General features: G+C 38.4%; 25 protein-coding genes. 3 read left to right on the top strand and 22 right to left on the bottom strand.

Annotated features, from left to right (window positions below; all coding sequences use genetic code 11):
• Positions 1 to 148: 148 nt before the first annotated feature.
• The 15 genes from I2F76_RS02205 to I2F76_RS02135 all read right to left on the bottom strand — a co-directional run bounded on the left by I2F76_RS02205 (position 149) and on the right by I2F76_RS02135 (position 12,834).
• Positions 149 to 1,588: a helix-turn-helix domain-containing protein gene (locus tag I2F76_RS02205; RefSeq protein WP_195487144.1), complete on the bottom strand. Its 1,440-nt coding sequence runs from the start codon at positions 1,586 to 1,588 to the stop codon at positions 149 to 151.
• Positions 1,589 to 1,735: 147 nt separating this feature from the next.
• Complete coding sequence (locus tag I2F76_RS02200; RefSeq protein ID WP_195487143.1) at positions 1,736 to 2,395, bottom strand: ankyrin repeat domain-containing protein; 660 nt, start codon at positions 2,393 to 2,395, stop codon at positions 1,736 to 1,738.
• A gap of 159 nt (positions 2,396 to 2,554) precedes the next feature.
• Positions 2,555 to 3,310, bottom strand: coding sequence for a type II CAAX prenyl endopeptidase Rce1 family protein (locus I2F76_RS02195; RefSeq protein ID WP_195487142.1), 756 nt, complete (start codon positions 3,308 to 3,310; stop codon positions 2,555 to 2,557).
• Positions 3,307 to 4,062, bottom strand: a complete 756-nt coding sequence (locus I2F76_RS02190) for a CPBP family intramembrane glutamic endopeptidase (protein WP_195487141.1) — start codon at positions 4,060 to 4,062, stop codon at positions 3,307 to 3,309. The genes I2F76_RS02195 and I2F76_RS02190 overlap by 4 nt, the downstream gene beginning before the upstream one ends.
• 22 nt (positions 4,063 to 4,084) lie before the next feature.
• On the bottom strand, positions 4,085 to 4,501 hold the full coding sequence (locus tag I2F76_RS02185) for a hypothetical protein (protein ID WP_049483174.1): 417 nt from the start codon (positions 4,499 to 4,501) through the stop codon (positions 4,085 to 4,087).
• Between the two features lie 3 nt (positions 4,502 to 4,504).
• Positions 4,505 to 5,392: a DUF4300 family protein gene (locus I2F76_RS02180; protein WP_049483176.1), complete on the bottom strand. Its 888-nt coding sequence runs from the start codon at positions 5,390 to 5,392 to the stop codon at positions 4,505 to 4,507.
• Positions 5,393 to 5,592: 200 nt separating this feature from the next.
• Positions 5,593 to 6,369 carry an Ltp family lipoprotein gene (locus I2F76_RS02175; protein WP_229099231.1) on the bottom strand — a complete coding sequence of 259 codons (777 nt, stop codon included), beginning with the start codon at positions 6,367 to 6,369 and terminating at the stop codon, positions 5,593 to 5,595.
• Between the two features lie 148 nt (positions 6,370 to 6,517).
• Positions 6,518 to 6,829: a hypothetical protein gene (locus I2F76_RS02170; protein WP_049485929.1), complete on the bottom strand. Its 312-nt coding sequence runs from the start codon at positions 6,827 to 6,829 to the stop codon at positions 6,518 to 6,520.
• Positions 6,830 to 6,979: 150 nt separating this feature from the next.
• A complete protein-coding gene (locus I2F76_RS02165) occupies positions 6,980 to 7,315 on the bottom strand; it encodes a hypothetical protein (RefSeq protein ID WP_003006842.1) in 336 nt (111 codons plus the stop codon).
• On the bottom strand, positions 7,303 to 7,890 hold the full coding sequence (locus I2F76_RS02160; RefSeq protein ID WP_049483180.1) for an Ltp family lipoprotein: 588 nt from the start codon (positions 7,888 to 7,890) through the stop codon (positions 7,303 to 7,305). The genes I2F76_RS02165 and I2F76_RS02160 overlap by 13 nt, the downstream gene beginning before the upstream one ends.
• Positions 7,891 to 8,281: 391 nt before the next feature.
• Positions 8,282 to 8,821: an RDD family protein gene (locus I2F76_RS02155; RefSeq protein WP_195487140.1), complete on the bottom strand. Its 540-nt coding sequence runs from the start codon at positions 8,819 to 8,821 to the stop codon at positions 8,282 to 8,284.
• A gap of 84 nt (positions 8,822 to 8,905) precedes the next feature.
• Positions 8,906 to 10,654: a glycoside hydrolase family 13 protein gene (locus I2F76_RS02150; protein ID WP_195487139.1), complete on the bottom strand. Its 1,749-nt coding sequence runs from the start codon at positions 10,652 to 10,654 to the stop codon at positions 8,906 to 8,908.
• A gap of 253 nt (positions 10,655 to 10,907) precedes the next feature.
• A complete protein-coding gene (locus tag I2F76_RS02145) occupies positions 10,908 to 11,519 on the bottom strand; it encodes a Fic/DOC family protein (RefSeq protein WP_023023568.1) in 612 nt (203 codons plus the stop codon).
• Positions 11,519 to 11,695 (bottom strand): hypothetical protein, encoded by a 177-nt coding sequence (locus I2F76_RS02140; protein ID WP_003017298.1) that lies wholly within the window; start codon positions 11,693 to 11,695, stop codon positions 11,519 to 11,521. The genes I2F76_RS02145 and I2F76_RS02140 overlap by 1 nt, the downstream gene beginning before the upstream one ends.
• A 119-nt stretch (positions 11,696 to 11,814) precedes the next feature.
• The gene (locus tag I2F76_RS02135; RefSeq protein ID WP_155125324.1) at positions 11,815 to 12,834 is read right to left on the bottom strand and encodes a DNA/RNA non-specific endonuclease; all 1,020 of its coding nucleotides are present in this window, start codon (positions 12,832 to 12,834) and stop codon (positions 11,815 to 11,817) included.
• Between the two features lie 129 nt (positions 12,835 to 12,963).
• Between I2F76_RS02135 and I2F76_RS02130 the strand changes: the two genes are divergently transcribed.
• From I2F76_RS02130 to I2F76_RS02120, 3 genes are read left to right on the top strand one after another with little or no spacing between them, the layout of a single operon-like run.
• A complete protein-coding gene (locus I2F76_RS02130; RefSeq protein WP_155125325.1) occupies positions 12,964 to 13,767 on the top strand; it encodes a MerR family transcriptional regulator in 804 nt (267 codons plus the stop codon).
• Entirely contained in the window at positions 13,764 to 14,579 is an 816-nt protein-coding gene (locus I2F76_RS02125) for an ABC transporter ATP-binding protein (protein ID WP_023917889.1), read from the top strand. The genes I2F76_RS02130 and I2F76_RS02125 overlap by 4 nt, the downstream gene beginning before the upstream one ends.
• Positions 14,576 to 15,292: an ABC transporter permease gene (locus I2F76_RS02120; protein WP_195487138.1), complete on the top strand. Its 717-nt coding sequence runs from the start codon at positions 14,576 to 14,578 to the stop codon at positions 15,290 to 15,292. The genes I2F76_RS02125 and I2F76_RS02120 overlap by 4 nt, the downstream gene beginning before the upstream one ends.
• Positions 15,293 to 15,527: 235 nt before the next feature.
• Here I2F76_RS02120 and I2F76_RS02115 read toward each other — a convergent pair whose 3' ends face one another.
• The 7 genes from I2F76_RS02115 to I2F76_RS02085 form a co-directional block, all read right to left on the bottom strand.
• Positions 15,528 to 15,971: a GNAT family N-acetyltransferase gene (locus tag I2F76_RS02115; RefSeq protein WP_195487137.1), complete on the bottom strand. Its 444-nt coding sequence runs from the start codon at positions 15,969 to 15,971 to the stop codon at positions 15,528 to 15,530.
• A 24-nt stretch (positions 15,972 to 15,995) separates the two neighbouring features.
• On the bottom strand, positions 15,996 to 16,514 hold the full coding sequence (locus I2F76_RS02110; RefSeq protein WP_195487136.1) for a DUF3278 domain-containing protein: 519 nt from the start codon (positions 16,512 to 16,514) through the stop codon (positions 15,996 to 15,998).
• Complete coding sequence (locus tag I2F76_RS02105) at positions 16,501 to 16,701, bottom strand: helix-turn-helix transcriptional regulator (RefSeq protein WP_195487135.1); 201 nt, start codon at positions 16,699 to 16,701, stop codon at positions 16,501 to 16,503. Before I2F76_RS02105 ends, I2F76_RS02110 begins: the two co-directional genes overlap by 14 nt.
• A gap of 172 nt (positions 16,702 to 16,873) precedes the next feature.
• Positions 16,874 to 17,311, bottom strand: a complete 438-nt coding sequence (locus I2F76_RS02100) for a hypothetical protein (protein WP_195487134.1) — start codon at positions 17,309 to 17,311, stop codon at positions 16,874 to 16,876.
• A gap of 14 nt (positions 17,312 to 17,325) precedes the next feature.
• Complete coding sequence (locus tag I2F76_RS02095; protein WP_195327072.1) at positions 17,326 to 17,664, bottom strand: type II toxin-antitoxin system RelE/ParE family toxin; 339 nt, start codon at positions 17,662 to 17,664, stop codon at positions 17,326 to 17,328.
• On the bottom strand, positions 17,657 to 17,950 hold the full coding sequence (locus I2F76_RS02090) for an antitoxin (RefSeq protein WP_195423090.1): 294 nt from the start codon (positions 17,948 to 17,950) through the stop codon (positions 17,657 to 17,659). Before I2F76_RS02090 ends, I2F76_RS02095 begins: the two co-directional genes overlap by 8 nt.
• A 259-nt stretch (positions 17,951 to 18,209) precedes the next feature.
• Positions 18,210 to 18,947 carry a DUF4336 domain-containing protein gene (locus I2F76_RS02085; protein WP_195423088.1) on the bottom strand — a complete coding sequence of 246 codons (738 nt, stop codon included), beginning with the start codon at positions 18,945 to 18,947 and terminating at the stop codon, positions 18,210 to 18,212.
• Positions 18,948 to 18,949: the final 2 nt, after the last annotated feature.

Raw genomic sequence — 18,949 nt, 5'->3', positions numbered from 1 at the left:
TTTTTTAAAAATTTTAAAAAAATGAGGAGTGTCTCTTGAATCTCTTGAGCCAGAAGAGATTTCCACACTTCTCTTCTATTAAATTTTCAGACAAATCTAAGCAATTTCCAGCAAAAAAAGAAGACCTAAGTCTTCTTCTTCTGACATACTAAGTATTGGTATCCCCATAGATCATCTGGCGAATATTGGCTAGATCAATTAGATCTAGATCATATTTCAAATAATAGACAGGGATCCGATTGGTATGGCTAATAGGATTGTTGGTCACGATCAAATCGTAATCTGAAGCTGGATCAAAGGCTTCAATGGTAATAAAACGATTATACTCTAAGTAGCGCTTGAGGACTTCTGTCATCCGTGTATAGCCTAAATAGCCCACTGTTAAGTCTAAGCCGATCTTAATTTGTCTCCCACTATTCTCTGCGATATACTCCATTAATTGGAGCCACTCCCACTTGATTTTTTTATCCAGAGTTGTCCCTTGGCAAAAGATCGGAAGTTTGCTAAAGATAGTGTCTGCTACTTCTCTATAATCATGACTACTAAAGACATAAGGATTGTGGCTTTCAAGTTGGTACTTATACTTGTCTTGAAGAAGGTAGCCTGTAAAAAGATAGACCTGTCCACAAATTTGGCTTAATTCATAGGTCACAGGGCCTTCGATATAATCCCCTAATAACTTCTGCGTTTTCATCTCTTGAATGAGTTGCGTTGTCAAATTACCAATCTCTCCCCCAAAACCTAAGATGTACTCCATAGTATGAAGCGGGAGGATCCGATGGGTGACAAGGAAAGCAAAGAGGACTAACATCTCTCCATCTTCATGGCTAAGAGCGATGTGTTTCCCAGAAAAGAACTGGTTTACCCGACGAAACAAGCGTTGGTAAAAAATATTGTCCGTATATCCCTTCATCTTCTGTTCAATTTCTTGAAACTGACAGGCATTGACCTTAAGTCGTTGCTGGGTAATGTGGGACCAGAGAACAAAATCCAAGCGTTGGCCTTGAGACAACTGGGCACCACAGAGCTCTTCTAAGGTTTCAATTTCGGTTTGTCTTTCTTTCTTGGCAAGTTCTTGTTTCCAGTCTGCACTAGCCCAAACCTTTCGTAGCAAGCCAAAATAAAAATAACGAATTTTATGTTCAGGACCCTTGAGGCGCCCATTGTGGATGGAAAATTGAAACTCAGTTAATATTTTATTCAGGCCCGAAATATGACGCCCTAATGTCGCTTCACTAATCAAGAGCTCCTGAGCTAATTGTTGAGCTTGAAATTGACCATGATAAAGCAAATAGATCAATAGTTGGTACTTGATAGCATTGTCCAAAAAAGCCCGTCGAATGTCACGCCCCTTTGTATCCGAACCCACAAGAAGGCGAAAATTTTCATCTTCTCGTTCAATGGAAAGGGCCAGCTGATTCTCTTTGGCCTTGTCATTGATCAATGCAAGATATTTGTTCAAGGTTGCTTTGGAAAAATCTGTCTCCGCCATCACTTCTGACAGACTGCTTGGAGAATGTTGCTGCAGATGAGACAGGATTAAAAACTGCCCACCCTCACTTTTTTCCATTAAATCAGCTAAATGCATTTTCAGAAAACCCTTCTATTGTTCTATCTTTAGAGTACCATAATTTGGCCAAAAGAAAAAACAATCTGTTTCTATCCTCGTCGGCAAAAGAAAAAAGAGCCCTAAAGCTCTTTTAACTAGTATTTCACATGCTTATCAAGATCTGCTTTAATCCAACCGATTTAAGAACTCCATGGTCGGACTGTCCTGGTAAAGTTCTTTTAGAGGAATCTTATGATAGGCAGAAATCTCTTCCGATGTCACACCGTAACGAATCAAGAGATCATAAATACGATTTAAATCATGACGTAATTCATCCGTAATGAGGACATTATCGCTCGTTTCTTTTGTTTTCCAATAATAAGAGGGTAGAACTTCCTTGGTTTCTATTAAAATAGTTTGCAATAAAGTTCCGCTATGACTATCCTTCTGAGAGATATCTGCTCCAAGTTCTAACATTTTTTTAAAAACCTTGAAGGATTGGTCAGCCTTTTCCTTAGACGAATACAACTGATATTGACCATTCCAACGTTTGATCATGCGCCTGCAGTCAAATACAGCTCTTCCACCGGCCGTTTGGATGACCGGTTGACAAAATGGATTCAGCTCTGTTGGTTCTTCGATAAAGTTAAGATCTGCCCCTCTATCAATGAGTAAGTCCGCAATATCTAAATGTCCCGATTTAATAGCGACTTGAAGAAGGGATTGGCCTTGATCTCTTTTAGGTTTGTCACCCGAAACAGCATTGACTTCTTCAGGCTTTCTATCCAATATCTGACGGACAGCCTCTAAATCTCCTCTTCGCAACAACTGAAAGGTTTTTTGCATGGCCTTTTCCCCTCTCCCATAATTGATAAGAATGACACTGTGTTGATACTTTGATCCTATCTCTAGGTTCTTCGTTAAACTGATTATAGCATTTTATGGACTCTACAATAAAGCCCTAAAGGGTAAAGAAGACAGACTCCCACCGGAAGAGGTACAACTCTATTTCTCTGATTTTCGTGCAGCCACCAGCCAAGAGGCTACTAGGATTTCGAAACTAACCAGAAGGATAATCTGAGTGAGTGAACTCTGAATCAGCATGAGGACAGCTAGACTATCGATCAGCATATGAGCGAGGATACAAGGAACAGCTCCTTTCGAGTACTCCTGGAGCGCTCCAAATAGGAAGGTATTCCCTAAGATCATCAGGTAAAAGATGAGATAGTTGGACGATCCAGCTGTAATCCAAGGGAGTTGATAGATAGGGATATGCCAGAGGAACCAGACAATGGAAAGAACCATCATTTTAGGTATAAAGTGCTTACTAAAATAAAGATGATCTTGTAAAAACCAACGCCAACCGACTTCTTCTAGGCCTCCATAAAATAAGGTCCAGGGGAAATAAAGGAAGAAGGCCAAGAGGAAGTTCCCAGTAAAGCGAACATTCATAAGCAGGATGGAGATCCCATAATAGATGACGGGGATGAAGAAAGCTAGGATCCAGGATAGGGGACTTTCTTTTTGAAGAAAGACCTTTTTGAAAAATTCACCCAAGGAGTTGACTTCCCTCAACACCAGAGAAAAGACAGCTGCCACAATCAGGGGAATCAAGTTCATTAGGATAAACAGGAGCGATGCACCCATACTACTCCTATCTGGGAAAATCCAAAGAATAACTTGCCCTACTAGAAAGGTAGCAAGGAGGGCAGTCAATGCATACCAGATAGCGACTGATCGTTTTGAAATAAATTTGTTCATTTTTCCTCCTTTACAGTTACATACTTCCTTCTTGCAATCATGATTGCTAAACTAATAATAAGAATTTTACTGACGATAGATAGCCATACCTCTTCATTCACTAGAATCTGAGACAAGGAATTGATACAGGCATGGGTCATGACACAGAGCCATAAATTTTGCGTTTTATGATACAAGGCCGATAAGATAAAGCAGTTAGTTAGCAGACCTACTAGAAACGGAAATAATTGAATGACACCTAAAGAACCATCGATGTAGAAGTAGAAAAGATGCCAACTAGACCAGGCTAAAAAGGTGATCAAAGTAGCTGAAAAATAAGGTATTTTTTCCTGCAAAGTTGGTTGAAAGAAATAACGCCAGCCAATTTCTTCAATCCCACCAAAAAGAAGAGCCTTAAAAAAGAGCACCACTGGCAAGACCAACGATTGAGTGGTGATCTTACCACCAAAGATAAAGGGGAAAAAGTCGAGTAGCAAGAAAACGAGCACTAAACAATAATTAGCTAACCTGTCTTTGACTTGAAAAAAATCTTTTAGAATTTGTTTGAAACTAGATTGATGGTAACTAATGCTTGCAAGAGTCCCCCAAAAAGCAGATGATAATCCACCTACAATAATAGCGATGATCCCCAATGATGATGTAAAATCAACCTTGACTCCTCCTGCTCTTAAAATCCACACCAGAAGGCTAACTCCTAATACTTGACCAAAGGTCCCTAACAAATACATAGATAGGGCTTGCTTTCTATTCATTCGCGATTCCTTTTTCTTTCGATTAATTACCAGTGCTATCTACCTTAAACCCATACCTACCTGCATTTCGTTTGAGCTTCTCCACTAGCTCTTCATTCCGCTTGCTTTTTCCAAAAAAGAAGGGAATAGTCTTTCCATTTCTAAGCTCGATATAAAAAGCATAGCGAGCCCCACCACCAGATCGTCCACGAAAAATTGCATAGGTGATTTGCTTGATCTCTTTCAGTGGGATCCTGCGACGACTGAAACACAGAGCAACATGGATATAGAAGATTTCACGGTTAATATGGAAGGGCGCAAAGAAGGGACCACCACTACGTCTCGCGATTGCCCTTCTTCTCAAGATAAGGAGAAGAGTGAAAAAGAGCAAGAAAACTAGCACATATAGAATTGGAGCATACTCCATCATCTTTCTAAACTCTAACACGCTGTCTTTCATCTTCTACTTCATCTCTACCCATTTTTCATTGTCCATGATAAAGGGCTTAGCTAGACCTTCGCCTGTGTAGTCCTGGTATTTGGTCTCCAAGTATTTGTAAACATCTTCCTTGGTCGCAAATTTGATGGCTTGGTAAGGCTCTTCAAAGGTTAGCTTTTCAACAAAGAGATAGCCGTCCTTTGCAGGAACCAAGACACCGACGTGGCCGACAAAAAGGGTATTTCCGTCTAGGTTATCATGAACGATAACGGAAAGCATGCGTGCATTTTCATTGAACTTGAAGTTTGAAAAATACTCTTCCATCTTCTTGGCATGGACTTTGACATCCGTTGTCGCCTCTGTCGGAACCCGTGAATACAGAATGTTAAAAACTTCCTTGTCTGCCTCATCGAAGATCTTCCCTTTGTCAATGGCATCATTATCCACGAACAAGAGTTCACTATCCGCTTTCATCTTAGGAATCTCGATGCGATTCTTCAGCAAGGTATAACTATTGATCCGGCAGTTGGTCCCGACAAAATCGCCCTTCTGCTTGGTCCATAAGTCACTGATCTTCTCGACATTGTAGTCTGTTTTCTTGAACTTGCTGAAGTCACCCGTCAAACCGACCGAGCCGACAATGCTATCATAGTCCGTTACTAGACCAAGAAACTTGTCTACACTCTCCTGATCCAAATAAGCAGACAAGAGAGTGCGCACTTCTTCGACACTAGCCTTGCTATTGAGGTTGCTGTATGTTCCCTTGTAGTGCTCCTTGTCTGAACTAGATTTCTGCACAGTGGAAGTTTCCTTCTTTTCCTTGGATTGCTTTTGGTTGGTCCCACAAGCTACTAAAGCAAAGATCGCCAAAGCACAGCTAGTAAGGAGCATGATTTTTTTAGATGGTTTCATAGATTGGTTCCTTCTCTATTGATTAAAATATTTGTACCATAAATTTTTCATATTGATAATCCTTCTCCTATATTATAGTTTAAAACTGGCTTTGCTCCAACTATTTTTTACGAAATGAGAAAAGTTAATAAACAGCAAAAAGAGCTGGCAAATTGTCCAGCTCTTCAATATGTTATAAAAATCAAAATTAAAACTATTGTTTAATTCAACCAATCTATTTTTGCATGTTCTATTGCATACTCAGCTTCTTCTTGAGTAAATTTTCTATTTTCAACAAGTATTTTTAATAGCCTTTCTTTCGAAATGTTGCCACCGTTTGAAGAAGATTCTGCTTCTTTCACAGCGTTCTCCTTCCAATCGAAATGAACATGTTCTATGGCATAATCAGCCTCTTCTTGAGTAAATTTGTCAATATTTATAAGTTGCTCAACCAATTTATTTTTCGAATAATGAAACTCTTGATATGATTTTGCTCTTAAAAGTGCTTGCTCTTTCCAGTCTACATTAAGCTTATTTAAAGCGTACTGAGTAGCATCCTCTGAATAGCTGCTGCCATACTTAGTAAGATAAATTTTAATTTGCTCCTTCGATAAATGCTTTTTTGACCAAGATTTAGCTTCTTCATATGCATATGTATAATCTGGATCTAGTAAAGTTGGAGGAAATAGTCTTTTCATAAACATATTCATTAATGATTCTAAATCATCCTTATTTTTTCTATCACTTGAAGAAGCGTATTCTTGTTTTGATGATTCTAAATCATCCTTATTTCCATCACTTGAAGAAGAGTATTTTTGTACAGGATTAGTCAACTGTGATCCTGAACGTGAATTTATCCATTTATTATAACTTATTTGATACTCAATTGCCATCAGAGCTAGCATTCCTGCAAATAATCCAAAAATTGTAAAAATAAATATCAAAAATTTTTTCATAATGACTACCTTTACTTGTTTTTTTCCAATGGAATCTTTCATCCTCTTGAACTACATTCATTAGTATTATACCATGAAATATTGTTCATTTTTATTTACTAGTGTAAAAGTCTCTATGCTAGTAAATAAAAAAGTGACTGCATTTCAACTGCAATCACTCGTTCAATGTGAGATAAAAAATAATAAAGGATTATTTAATCTTGTGTTTGTTCATCTTTTCTTCAAAGATGGCTGTCATAATCTTGCGGAGCTCTTCTCCTTCTTTTTCAGGAAGGTCCCCTTGACGTTTAGCCACGGCATAGAGTTCAGGGGATTGCTTGGCTACACGCTCAACTGTCTTGGTCGTCGCATGCCCTCTGACAAAGAATGGAATACGTTTGATCCATTCTTGCGGGACTAAAGCGAGCAACTTCTTCGCCGCTTCTTTATCAGTAATCTCAGCTGTACTCAAACCTTGGTTGATTTGTTCTTGTTCTTTTTCTGTAAAATCTTTTAATTCCATAGTAAATTCCTCATTTGTTTATCTAAGGACACATTATACACCTATGTAGTGAAAACTACAACTAAAGGAACCGAAAAATAGAGCAAGGGCAAGTCATCCCTCACTCTATCTCTTAATCGTAAAATCTTATGAAGGATATTAATTTCCGATTTACTGTGGAGCATCACCCTTTTGCTTTAAATAATAGTCACTTGCCTCAGTTAGTTTTTTATAATAATGATCGTAACTCTTACTAAATTGTCTAATCAGCGGAATAGCGACCTCATAGTAGTGATGGTCCATCAAAAATGTTTTCAGTTGATCTTGAATATTTTTCATTGGACTTGTTTTGTAATCATCACTGTTCAAATAGCGATCATAAATAGAAATTGTGTCCTTATTTTCATTATGCCACTTTTCATTACTTTCTATCGTAGCTATTTTAGATTCATCAGCCTCTTTTAAGTTCTTCAAATCAATAGTAAAATTATTGTTTAATTTAACCAATCTACTTGAGCATGTTCTATTGCGTACTCCGCTTCCTCTTGAGTAAATTTTCTATTTTCAACAAGTATTTCTAATAACCTTTCTTTCGAAATATTGCCACCGTTTGCAGAAGATTCCGCTTCTTTCACAGCTTCCTCTTTCCAATCGAAATGAACTTTTTCTATAGCATAGTCAGCCTCTTCTGGAGTAAATAGATCAACATCTACAAGTTGCCCAACTAACTTTTCTTTTGAATAATGAAACTTTTGATATGATTTTGCTCTTAAAACAGCCTGCTCTTTCCAGTCTATATTAAGCTTATTGACAGCGGACTGGGAAGTATACTCTGAATACCTGCCATACTTAGTAAGATAATTTTTAATTTGTTGCTTCGATAAAGGAGATTTCTCTGACCAAGATTTAGCTTTTGCATATGCCCTTGTACTTACTGGTACTAGTAAATTTTCTTTCGGTTCTGGAAAGCTTGATCTATGATGAGCCGCTTCATAAGCTCGAATATATTCATTATATATCATAGCTAACATTCCTAACATCAATCCAAACATTGTAAAAATAAATATCAAAAATTTTTTCATAATGAATACCTTTACTTGTTTTTAGTCTAATTTGTTATTTTGTGCTTAATAAAACAATATTGTCACTCAACACTAGGAGAATTAACTTCTCCAGTCACTCAAAACAATTCCTATAGAATCCTTCAATAACGGTTTTATTAATCCCTGTTTAAATATAGCAACTCATTCTTAATGATGTTAAAAAATGAGTTGGTTCCATAAAAGACTCAACATTTGTGACAGGACCACCAGGCAATGTCATTCCTTGCCTAGACTCTTTCTCACGATCCATAACAAGAACTCTATCGCCGTCTCTTACCATACAAAGATTTGTGAATTCTAGAGTCTCATTCATAGCCCTATTTCCTAGCTATGTTTCCATTTTTTCTTATCGACAGCCTAACATTTCATCCTAGTCACCTTTTAGTTGCACTTGCGTATGGGCTAGCAGGTCTCCTAGATGCCTCTTATCATTTCTAAACATTGTCATTGCCAGTAGCAAAACTGCGAGTAGAGTTGCTGAAAACGAGAGGATAATGGATAACACATCAAAATCACTATAGAAACCATGAATCGTGCCCATATGACCGAGTTGCCAAGGTAAAAATTTGATGACATTTCTAATCAAGCTAGCCTGCACTGTTTTTTTCTGGTAGACCAATTCAAGTCCCGCTTTTACCTTCCCCAAACTGCCACCATTTTTATAATCAAAGAATGTGAAAAGGAGCGTGATTGGCAAAATAGAGGTGAAAAATACAAGCCACTGCGACTGAATTTCTGTAAACTCTGGGACACCATTAAAAAAGATGATGTAAATAAGCATCGAACCTAAAAACAGAAGAACTAGGTAAGCTAAAATGAAAAGATAATCAAACAGAAATTCTGTCATTCTTTTTTTTAACGAAATAGGATTGATTGCTAACATCTTCATCACCGTCTCCCCCCTTCTCATCTCCTATTATAATATAAGGGTGCGAATAAAGATACTATTTATAAAAAGAAGCCCGCAATCTCTCGATTCCAGGCTTCTTTCTTACTAATCTTCCCTATAAATAACAAATCCATTTGGTTGGATGATCAATCGATCATCGGAAATGGTCCCATGGCTGATCAGATCTGCTTGTCTTCTTTCTAATACAAATTCTTTCTTAGAGTGGTTAAAGTAGGCTTTGAGAATGTGACCTTCATGCTGCCATTCTACTGCCACTACATCTGGCTCTACTTCTTTCAGACTCACTTTACCATGCTGGATAACGCCCGCTACTTCTTTTCGGAGCTGGATCAAGTCCTTCATAAAGTTCAGCATGTCATTGTCTGCTGACACGCGCTCCCAAGGCATGACACGCCGGCAATCCGGGTCTGGGCCGCCGATGAGGGCTAGCTCCGTCCCATAATAGATACAAGGCGTACCCCGTTGCAGATAGAGGAAGGTGAGAGCAGACTTGACAGACTGAAGATCCCCTTTGGCCGTCGTCAAGATGCGCTCTGTATCATGGGAGTCTAAGAGGTTAAACATCACCTCAGAAATCTGCTGCCTGTAATACATGGACTGGCTATTGATTTCCCAAATGAAGCGTTGCGTCTCCTTATGCCCCCGCAGGAAATAATCCTTGATACTTTCAGAGAGGGGATAGTTCATCACCGCATGGAACTCATCGCCCTTGAGCCAAGGTTGGGACGAATGCCAGATTTCCCCGAGGATATAGAGATCCGGCTTCTTGGCCAAGACCGCTTTACGGAAATCCCGCCAGAATTGATGGTCGATCTCATTGGCCACATCCAGTCGCCAAGCATCAATATCAAACTCTTCAATCCAGTAAGTCGCCACCTTCAAGAGATAGGCCTTCACCTCAGGATTAGCCGTATTGAGCTTAGGCATAAAGCCCGCAAAGGCAAAAGCATGGTAAGATAAGTTGCGACTATTCCACAGATTTTCTGAGGAGACAGGGAACTCTTTGATATGGAACCAGTCCTTGTAAATCGAATCCTCCCCGTATATGACCACATCCTGCCATTGGGGTGAATCATAGCCAATATGGTTGAAGACGGCATCCAGCATGATCTTCATCCCACGCGCATGGGCCTCTTTCACTAGCTGGCGGAAGGTCTCCTTATCTCCAAAATGTCGATCAATTTCAAAATAATCAATGGTATCGTACTTGTGATTGCTCGGCGATTCAAAAATCGGGCAAAGATAGAGCCCTGTAATCCCTAGATCCTGCAAATAGTCCAAGTGATCGATGATCCCTTGCAAATCACCACCAAAGAAATCCAATACTTGAGGAGCAATAGAGGCATCCCAAGGACGAACACCTTCTGGCGAAATAGCTGGATTCCCATTGGCAAAGCGCTCAGGAAAAATCTGATACCAAACCGTCTGCGCCACCCAATCCGGAACAGCACACCCATCAATCTCATGGATAAAAGGAAGCTTAAAGCCGTTCATGACAAAGTCCAGGTTCTCCTTGGTGTAGGCTGCCACACCTCGATCTCCGTACAAGATCTTCTCTCCCGCTGTGTCCTCTAATTCAAAGAGGTACTGGATCCGTGCATGACGAACCGATACCGACACTTGCCAATAATCAAAGAGGTCGTCTGTCGTCACCTTGTCCATTTCCTTAGTTGCCTCATAAAGATCCTCTATAAAAACAAAGGGATCCCCATAGTGCAAGACAATCCGTTTGATATCTTCTTTCTTGGTCCGGATGCGAATATGGAGCTGGCCATCCTTATAAAGATAGGCGTACTCTGATTCAGGCCTGTGATAAATCGCTGTTAATTCCATCTGTCTCGTCTCCTACTATACTCTCTTTTCATCATTTACCGTTTTATGCAAACGATTCCATAAACTATTTCTAGTATACTACTTTATAAAAACGTTTGCAAGATTCTGAGAGATCATTTTAGATTACTCACTTTTTATAATTGTATTGCAAAACAAAAAGCCCAGCAATTGGGCTTAAAGATTTTTGTTGAAGCAATGACTTTACCTTATAAGCATCACTTTATACTGTTTCCTACTAAAATATACTACAGATCTATATTTCTGTTAATAGTTTATTGAACAGTTGTTCGAGCTTACTAGTATCTCCATAAACTGTTCCATCCATATATAAGTGATAGATATCATCATCTAAACCAATTGAAATTTCACATTCATACCCTTTCATCAAAGCTAAAGAACGGATAACTTCTCGTTGAGTACGACCATTTCCTTCTCGAAATGGGTGAAAATAATTTAGATTATCTAATATCTCAGCTAAACTTTTACAAATCTCAATTTTATTATTTGCGTTAAGTAAATAGTTTGAAAGCAAAGTATTTAAAAATTTTTCTGCCATATCAAAAGACTGAACTGGCATAAAAGCATTTCCACTTTTAGAGATATTTACTTGACGGTATTGACCTGCCCAAGTATACATTCCTTCAAAAAGAAACTTATGAATCTTTAAAATATCTGAAACAGTATTTACTTCAATTGGATTAATAAACAGTTTTAAACTTTGGCTTGCTACTAAACGATATTCTAATTCTCGTGCTTTATTATCATTTTTCTCATTAAATTTATTTATGAGAACAGATGAATGGGGATAAGTGTATAAATTATCAGGGTCTATATAATCATACCCATCATATATTTTTCTGACCATTATCCAACTCCTAATGCAACTGCCTCTTCTCTCAGTCGCTCCACGTCTTCTACCGTGGGATGCCATCCTTCAATCATATTGGTGCTCAGAGCAAACCAGACACTCTTAAATACCTTTTTGTTGTCAAAAATCACACCCATAATCATCATTTTTTCTTTATCTACATCTAAGGTCATATTCTACCTCCGTCCTATTATTATAGCATATTTTCAATCATTTTAGTTCTCCTATTTAGTACTTACCCTACACAAAAAGCCCAACAATTGGGCTTCTTCATTAGCAGAATAACTGATCCTCATTCCTTACTTGTATGCCGCTTTCCAAGACTTAGCGCTTGCTCTTCTGACATTTGAACAACCTTAGAAAAATTAGTATTGCGAGGCATACTGTCCAAAGAATACCAATAAACTTCCGCACTCCCATTTCTGGCTACATAAACTACTGGAGCCAGTTGAGGAGTTGGCTCTGCAGGCTCGACAGATTGAACTGGCTGAGCTGGCTCTACTGCTTGACTCGGTTGAGGGGCTTGACTTGGTTGCGTCTCTACAGAAGGACTAGCAGGTTGAGGTTGACTACTTGGTTCTGTCGGCACTAAAGATGGCTTGGCAGTCCCCTTCAGATAGTCAATGGTCGCATTCTTGGAATAATTATCCAAGGTAACGGTGGTGATCCCATAAGCATCTACCGACTCTTTGGGACTACTTAAATTGATTGGTAGAAGGTTGCCATCTCGATCAATTCCTACATATTGCAAGGTCACCTGCCGAGGAATCAATTCATCCCCCGTATATACCGGAGTCACCTTGTAGTCTAACCAGTAATTTTGGTGGGTGGCCAGCCAGCTATCGAGTCGTTTCTCGTAGTAGAGCATGCCCTCCACATTGCTATCCGCTGTCCCTTTATAATTCCCCGTATTGGTCCAGGCAGTTAGAGAAACCAGATTTTTTCCTTCATTGGTCAGACCACTAAACTGATACCCGATCAAATGCCCTCTATGGAACAACCAGGCCTTCTTTCCTTTATTTCCATAAGCAATCTTATAATTGTGCCAACCAACCGGATTATAGCTGAGACGCGGTTCTCTTTTTTTCTTTGGCTCATCCTTGTCCTGCAGCTGAATATGAGCGGAGGTCGCACGACCTAAATGATCAAAATCCCCCAGTACTAGCTGCTTATTGCCATTAAAAGGCAGTAGATGAAGACTCTGGTAATCGAATCCAGTTTGCTGAGCTTGAGCCCCTTGAACAACAACCAAGGACATAAAAACCGAGACTATCGCAACAATAACATTTTTCAAAAACCGTTTTGTAACCATGATTGAAACTCCCACATTTCTATCTAGTGATATTATAGCAGAAAAAACGGTTACAAAAAATTTATTTTTTCAAAAACTCTTGTTCATGACCTTACGTAACGATGTATAATAAGTATGAGGAGGTGGGTAATGATGACTAAATACAGAGCAATTCCGGAAGGATTTATGACGGTTGGGGAACTTGCTAAGAAAATGAACGTTACTGTCCGTACTCTACAATATTATGATAAAGAAGGGGTGCTTTCCCCATCGGCAGAAAGTGAGGGTGGTCGCAGGCTCTATACCGATAAAGACTTAGTGTTACTCCATCAGATATTGTCTTTAAAATCATTAGGTTTTTCTCTCAAGGATATAAAGGGGCGTTTGATCTCTTTGAAAACACCTGATGATGTTGCCAATGCTCTTACAGAGCAAGCAGATACTATTCGTAAAAATATTGAACAACTTAAGGATTCTTTAGTCGCAATAGAGCAGTTAAAGGCAGAAGTTTTACAAATACAGACGGTCAATTTTAAGAAGTATGCAGACATCATCGTCAATCTACAGATGAAGAATGACTCCTACTCTCTCATTAAGCGCTTTGATGATAATACACTCGACCAGATACGCAGTCGATTTGACAAGAAAAGCGGACTTGACTTTATGGACAGATTGAACCGCCTAAGTGATCAAATCGTAGAGCTTCAAAAAGAAAACGTACCAGCTGAAAGCGAACAAAGCCAACAGGTTGTGAAAGAATACTGGGGCTTGATTATGGAGTTTACAAATGGTGATATGAGCATGCTTCCTAAGTTGATGGAAGTTGGTACTATTGATACCGCCTCAAACGCTTGGGAAGAAAAGCAAAAAATCGTCAATGATTATATAGGACCCGCCCTACAAGTCTATTTTTCAAGGCTTGGAACAAATCCTTTTGAGGAGGTAGAACCATGAAAAACGCAATAGAGGTTTCTGGATTAAAGAAAAGTTATGGTAGCAATATGGTTCTTAGTGGTCTCGATTTTCAAATCAAACAAGGAGAAATCTTTGCTCTGCTCGGAGTGAACGGAGCTGGTAAAACAACAACGCTTGAATGTATCGAAGGTCTGAGAAAATATGACGAAGGCACTATAGTTGTAAATGGGAAAACCGGAATTCAACTACAGTTCTCCTCTCTACCCGTCCACATCAAACCAATGGAAGCCATAAAGCTCTTTGCAAAATGGAATCATACATACATTGATGATGCTATGCTAAAGGCCCTTGGAATAAAAGAAATTGAACAGTCGCAATACATAGAATTATCCACCGGTCAAAAAAGGAGATTACATCTTGCTCTTGCACTTATCAGTAACCCGGATATTATTTTTCTCGATGAACCGACAGCGGGACTTGATGTTGAAGGACGACTATCTCTCCATGAACAAATCCGAAAGCTCAAATCACAGGAAAAGACAATCGTCTTGGCAAGCCACGATATGGCCGAAGTTGAAACCCTATGTGACCGCATTGCTATTTTGAATAGTGGAAAGATTGTCTTTTGTGGTACTCCTTCAGAACTGACAGACAGGTTGGGAAGAAAATATTTCATCCATTTAAAGACCCGGGACGGAGAGGAATCTTTTGAAACAGATACGATCGAGGATAGCTTAATTTCATTATTGGAAGAATGCAAACAGAAAAATATCCAGATATTGGATATCAAGGTTGATCGTGGCACACTGGAGCAGCATTTCATTGAAATGGCAAGGAGGGGTTTGGAATGAATGGTTTTTTATATAGCCTAACATTACAGTGGAAATTGGACATACGAAGTAAGTCTCTCTTGGTTACTTACTATATTGTACCGATTATTTTCTTTCTTCTCATGGGTGGTATTTTTACTTCCGTTATGCCTGAAATGGGTAGCACACATATACAGTCAATGATTGTCATGAGTGTTTCAATGGGAGCCTTTCTCGGTTTACCGCCTTCCTTGATTGAAACATACGGAAGCGACATAAAAAAGATTTATAAAGCAAATGGTGTGCCTATTCATTTAGGATTGGTGACCATAGTTCTCTCTGCCTTTGTTCATTTGATAATGACTTGCATAGTGATCCTACTACTTGCTCCAATTTTATTTAAAGCAAGTCTACCAAGTCAATTTCCCTTATTCTTTCTCGCGCTTGCCATCTACATTTTTGTATCGTTGAGTATCGGAAGTATACTGGGCCTTACTGTAAAAAATCAAGCAAAGCTGACCATGATAGCGCAACTTGTATTTTTACCCTCAATTATGCTCTCAGGAATCATGTTTCCCATCACCTTACTGCCTGATTTTCTTCAAGCAATCGGGCGTCTTTTCCCCGCTTCTTGGGGATACCGCTTGATGCTAGATCATGGTTTTGGTCTTGAAAATCTTTGGTATCTGATTCTTGTATCTTGCATTGCAATAATATCATCTATCCTCCTGTTGAATAAACAAAAATCTAACTAGATGCCTGAATAATTCCATGCCAGCTTTTACTTTAAAGCAAAAGCGAGATAGATCGTAAAATCAAATGAAGAGAACACCAACAAAAAATCATCTGTTGGTGTTCTCTTCATTTTTAGATTTCTGAAAAAACCTCTTGTCCATGTATCAGTAGGTACCCTTTAACTCTATTTTTCATGAACATTGTTTTATAAACAGTAGATTACAGTCTTAATATATATGGAGATATACAACTGTTCTATATCAACGTATATTCATACAACTTTTCATCTACTTTCTGAAATCCCAAAGCCAAAAACATTCTTTGACTTTGGGTATTAAAAGGATAAATTTGAGCAGTTACCTTAACCATCTCTTTTTCTTTGGCCAGCTGTATCATTTTAGAAATACATCGTCTTCCGATCTGTAAATTCTGATACTCTTTGCTGATCACTATAGAAAGCTCTGAATTATCTTGAAGTGTCACATCTCCAACTAACACTCCCTCATATTGGATATAATAGCACGAACCATGTGAAGTTAGGTAATCATACATTTTATGAAGTTTTGTTACATCGTAAATCTGATCAGTATTATCCACTTGTTTGCAAACCTCACTATCCTGATACCAAAGAAGGGAGATGTCATCATTCCTATAATAAGGAATAAGCGTTATCTGTTCGTCTACTATTCTATTCATCATGACTTGTTCTTATTTCTGATGGATCTAATCCCGGATCACTTTGATTTTTCTTCTATTTGCAATGAAATTACTCAAGAAACTAATCATGGTAATCAGCCCAATGACAAGAGGGAAAATAAAAGTGAAATACATTTCAAAGCTTATCTTATTTTCTTGTAGCAATCCTGTTCTCCAAAGACCAATCGCAACAAAAATAGCTAGTCCCATCACAATCAAGGTTTGAAGGAAAGTTCTTTTTAGCATCTTTTTCTTTGCCTCTCCTACTTCATCTTCTGAAACCTCATAGATGTCGAGTTCCAAACGATGAATCACTTGCTCTTGTTGGTACAGGGAGTAGCAAAATACTAAAAACGTGATCACACCGACACAATCTGTAGTGAACATGAAACTGAGCAGGAATCCAAGGATAATCCCCGACATAAAGAGCATGTACATGTTGTTCCCAAAAGTACTCAATTCTTTTTCCTTGTATTCGTCAAGCTCACCTGTAATATCGTAGAAAGCTTTCACACATTTCAATTGCCAGTTTTTATTCATCATCATCGATCCTCCAAAATAAAGAATTCAAATCCGTCCCAAGCTCTTTTGCCAGATTGATACAGAGATCTAAAGAAGGGTTATACTTCCCATTCTCAATCATATTAATCGTTTGCCTGGAAACTCCAATACTTTTTGCCAAAGCCAATTGAGAAAGACCAAGATTGACTCTGTATTTTTTCACACGGTTCACTTGGCACCTCCTAAATGTAAATGTGTCAAATATATTTGATACATTTATTTTACAATACTAGTTGCTGGATGTCAAGTATATTTGACATCGTTTCCTAAAACTATTTTCTCAACTTTAAAAGCATTAAAAAACGATAGACTTCTGTAGCTATCGTTGTGATTTCTTTTATATACTATCTAGAGGTTTCTTCCGATACTTCAATATTCCCCATCACCCAATTGGACATCTTTTTGCCCTTGTCTTTATAAGGGTTAGGAGGAAACAAGGTGAAAGGGGGGATGCTGGCATCTGGGAAGAATAGTTCTACGCTTATCGTTCGCTCGCGATTATGATTGACGTAGGCTGTAAAATAGATATGGTAATGTCCACTCACATCACCACCATTATCATACTCGCCCCTAGCAGTATTTGGCAATAAGGTCACAGATTCTATGCCCTGCTTTTCCCGAGCTAAGTTTGCGATGATCTCACGCTTAATAGCAGTCTCATGATTTCTGACGAAATTCCCATCATCACTATATCCAGGATGCTCACTAAGAGAATAGAAAACAAGGACCATCAGAAAGGGTAGAGAAATTAAAAAAATGATTAGCTTATTTGATTTTAACATGGAGGTTCCTCAATCTACTTATAAAAAATCTTGACCAAATCCTGCTTTGCACTGAGGATACGAGCAACATACACCCTATGCTTCTCCATATAATAAAATGCGAGATAGTTCTCTATTGGCATATAACGATAGGGTTTTCCATCATTCGTCATCTCACCATAGCCCCGGCTTGATACCAGAGGACAGGCTTCTGGAAACAGTTCTAGGGTCTCAAGAGCACTTAATAGCAAATCAACTTTGCCGTCTGCAGCTTGCTGGCTATAAAAATTCACAAGAATATAGTCGTGAATGTCACGCAAGCCCTGCTTAGCACGATCTGAAAGAAAGACCTGATAACGTTTCAACTTAGTCAAGACCAAATTCCTTTCTCACATCGGCTACAGAAGTAACTTTTCCTTGAGCGATTTCCTGGTGCCCCACTAAAATCTCCTTCTTCAAATCCTCAAAGGCCACTTGATACTGCGTGTTCTGCAAATCACTCGAAACAAAATCTTCTGGATCCACAGTCCCGTTGGCAATTTTTCGAAGTGCTGCATTTAGGACATCTGACACAGAAATTTTTTGATCCGCAAGCACCTCTTTTGTTTTCTGGTAAAACATCGCATCTGCTCGAAAATTCACTGCTTTCGTGTTTGCCATTTCTACCTCTCCTTTGTACATACAATTTGTATATACATACTACCATAAGATAGAGAGGGGAATCAAGTAAAAAATGGATTCTTCTTTCACTAAATCTAATTGAGGGATACCGAGAGTTAATCTATATTCTTTCTCGGGGGTCATCTGATACCTATTAGAATCAACAATTTAAGTAGATTCCACATCTTAATTTAACAACTCCAAGTAATTTTAGTCAATTATATTAGATATATTTTATTAAATTCTTTATAGTAAATTCCTATTTCTCTAGCCAAGAGAACGCTTGGTTTAACATCTCTTTTGTTTGTCCAATGATACACGGTCCATGAGAAATAATAATATTCTTAGGTTCCCATTTCTTTATTTTATGATAACTCTTCAATGCTTGTTTTTTACCAAATAAAAAAGTCATTCTTAAATCTCTTGGTGTTTTACCATTTGGATAGTGATTATCACCTATTTTTAACAGTAGCTTTTCAAAAATCGATAAATTTTCTGTTTCTATGTTTTCAATAAGATCCGTTAAAATTAGAGTTGAACTTTCAGTATGGAAAAAAACAACCTCTTTCACGTAAAAACTTCCCTCAAATGTTGTAAAACAAATTTCCTCGTTCCAATTGGCTTTCTCTAGTTCATGACCATAATATAAATTCATTCCCGATTTTCCGGCACGCTTTTGAACACCACTAGCTAGCCATACTTCTGCTTCCGGAAATAGTTCGTGCCACTCATTTATATAACTATAATGTAAGACATTGGGTGCAATAAGGTGTTTTACCTCACCTAATTGCTTGATTTCAAAAAGTAAATTATCACTAGGCTTAATCGGCGAATGCACCCAAAGACCACCATTCTGCAGACGGATAACTGTCATTCTAGTTGAAAAAGGCACTTTGAAGAGTTTGAAATTCATCAGTACTTCTTCCCCATCTACAATCCAGAGGTTATCTGCTATCTTTTTTAAGGAATTGAGCGGACTATATTTTTTGACTTCCATGA

The organism is Streptococcus parasanguinis (assembly GCF_015557775.1).
Taxonomy (GTDB): domain Bacteria; phylum Bacillota; class Bacilli; order Lactobacillales; family Streptococcaceae; genus Streptococcus; species Streptococcus parasanguinis_AA.
Note: the sequence above shows the minus strand (reverse complement) of the source record. Positions and strands in the feature narration are given on the sequence as shown.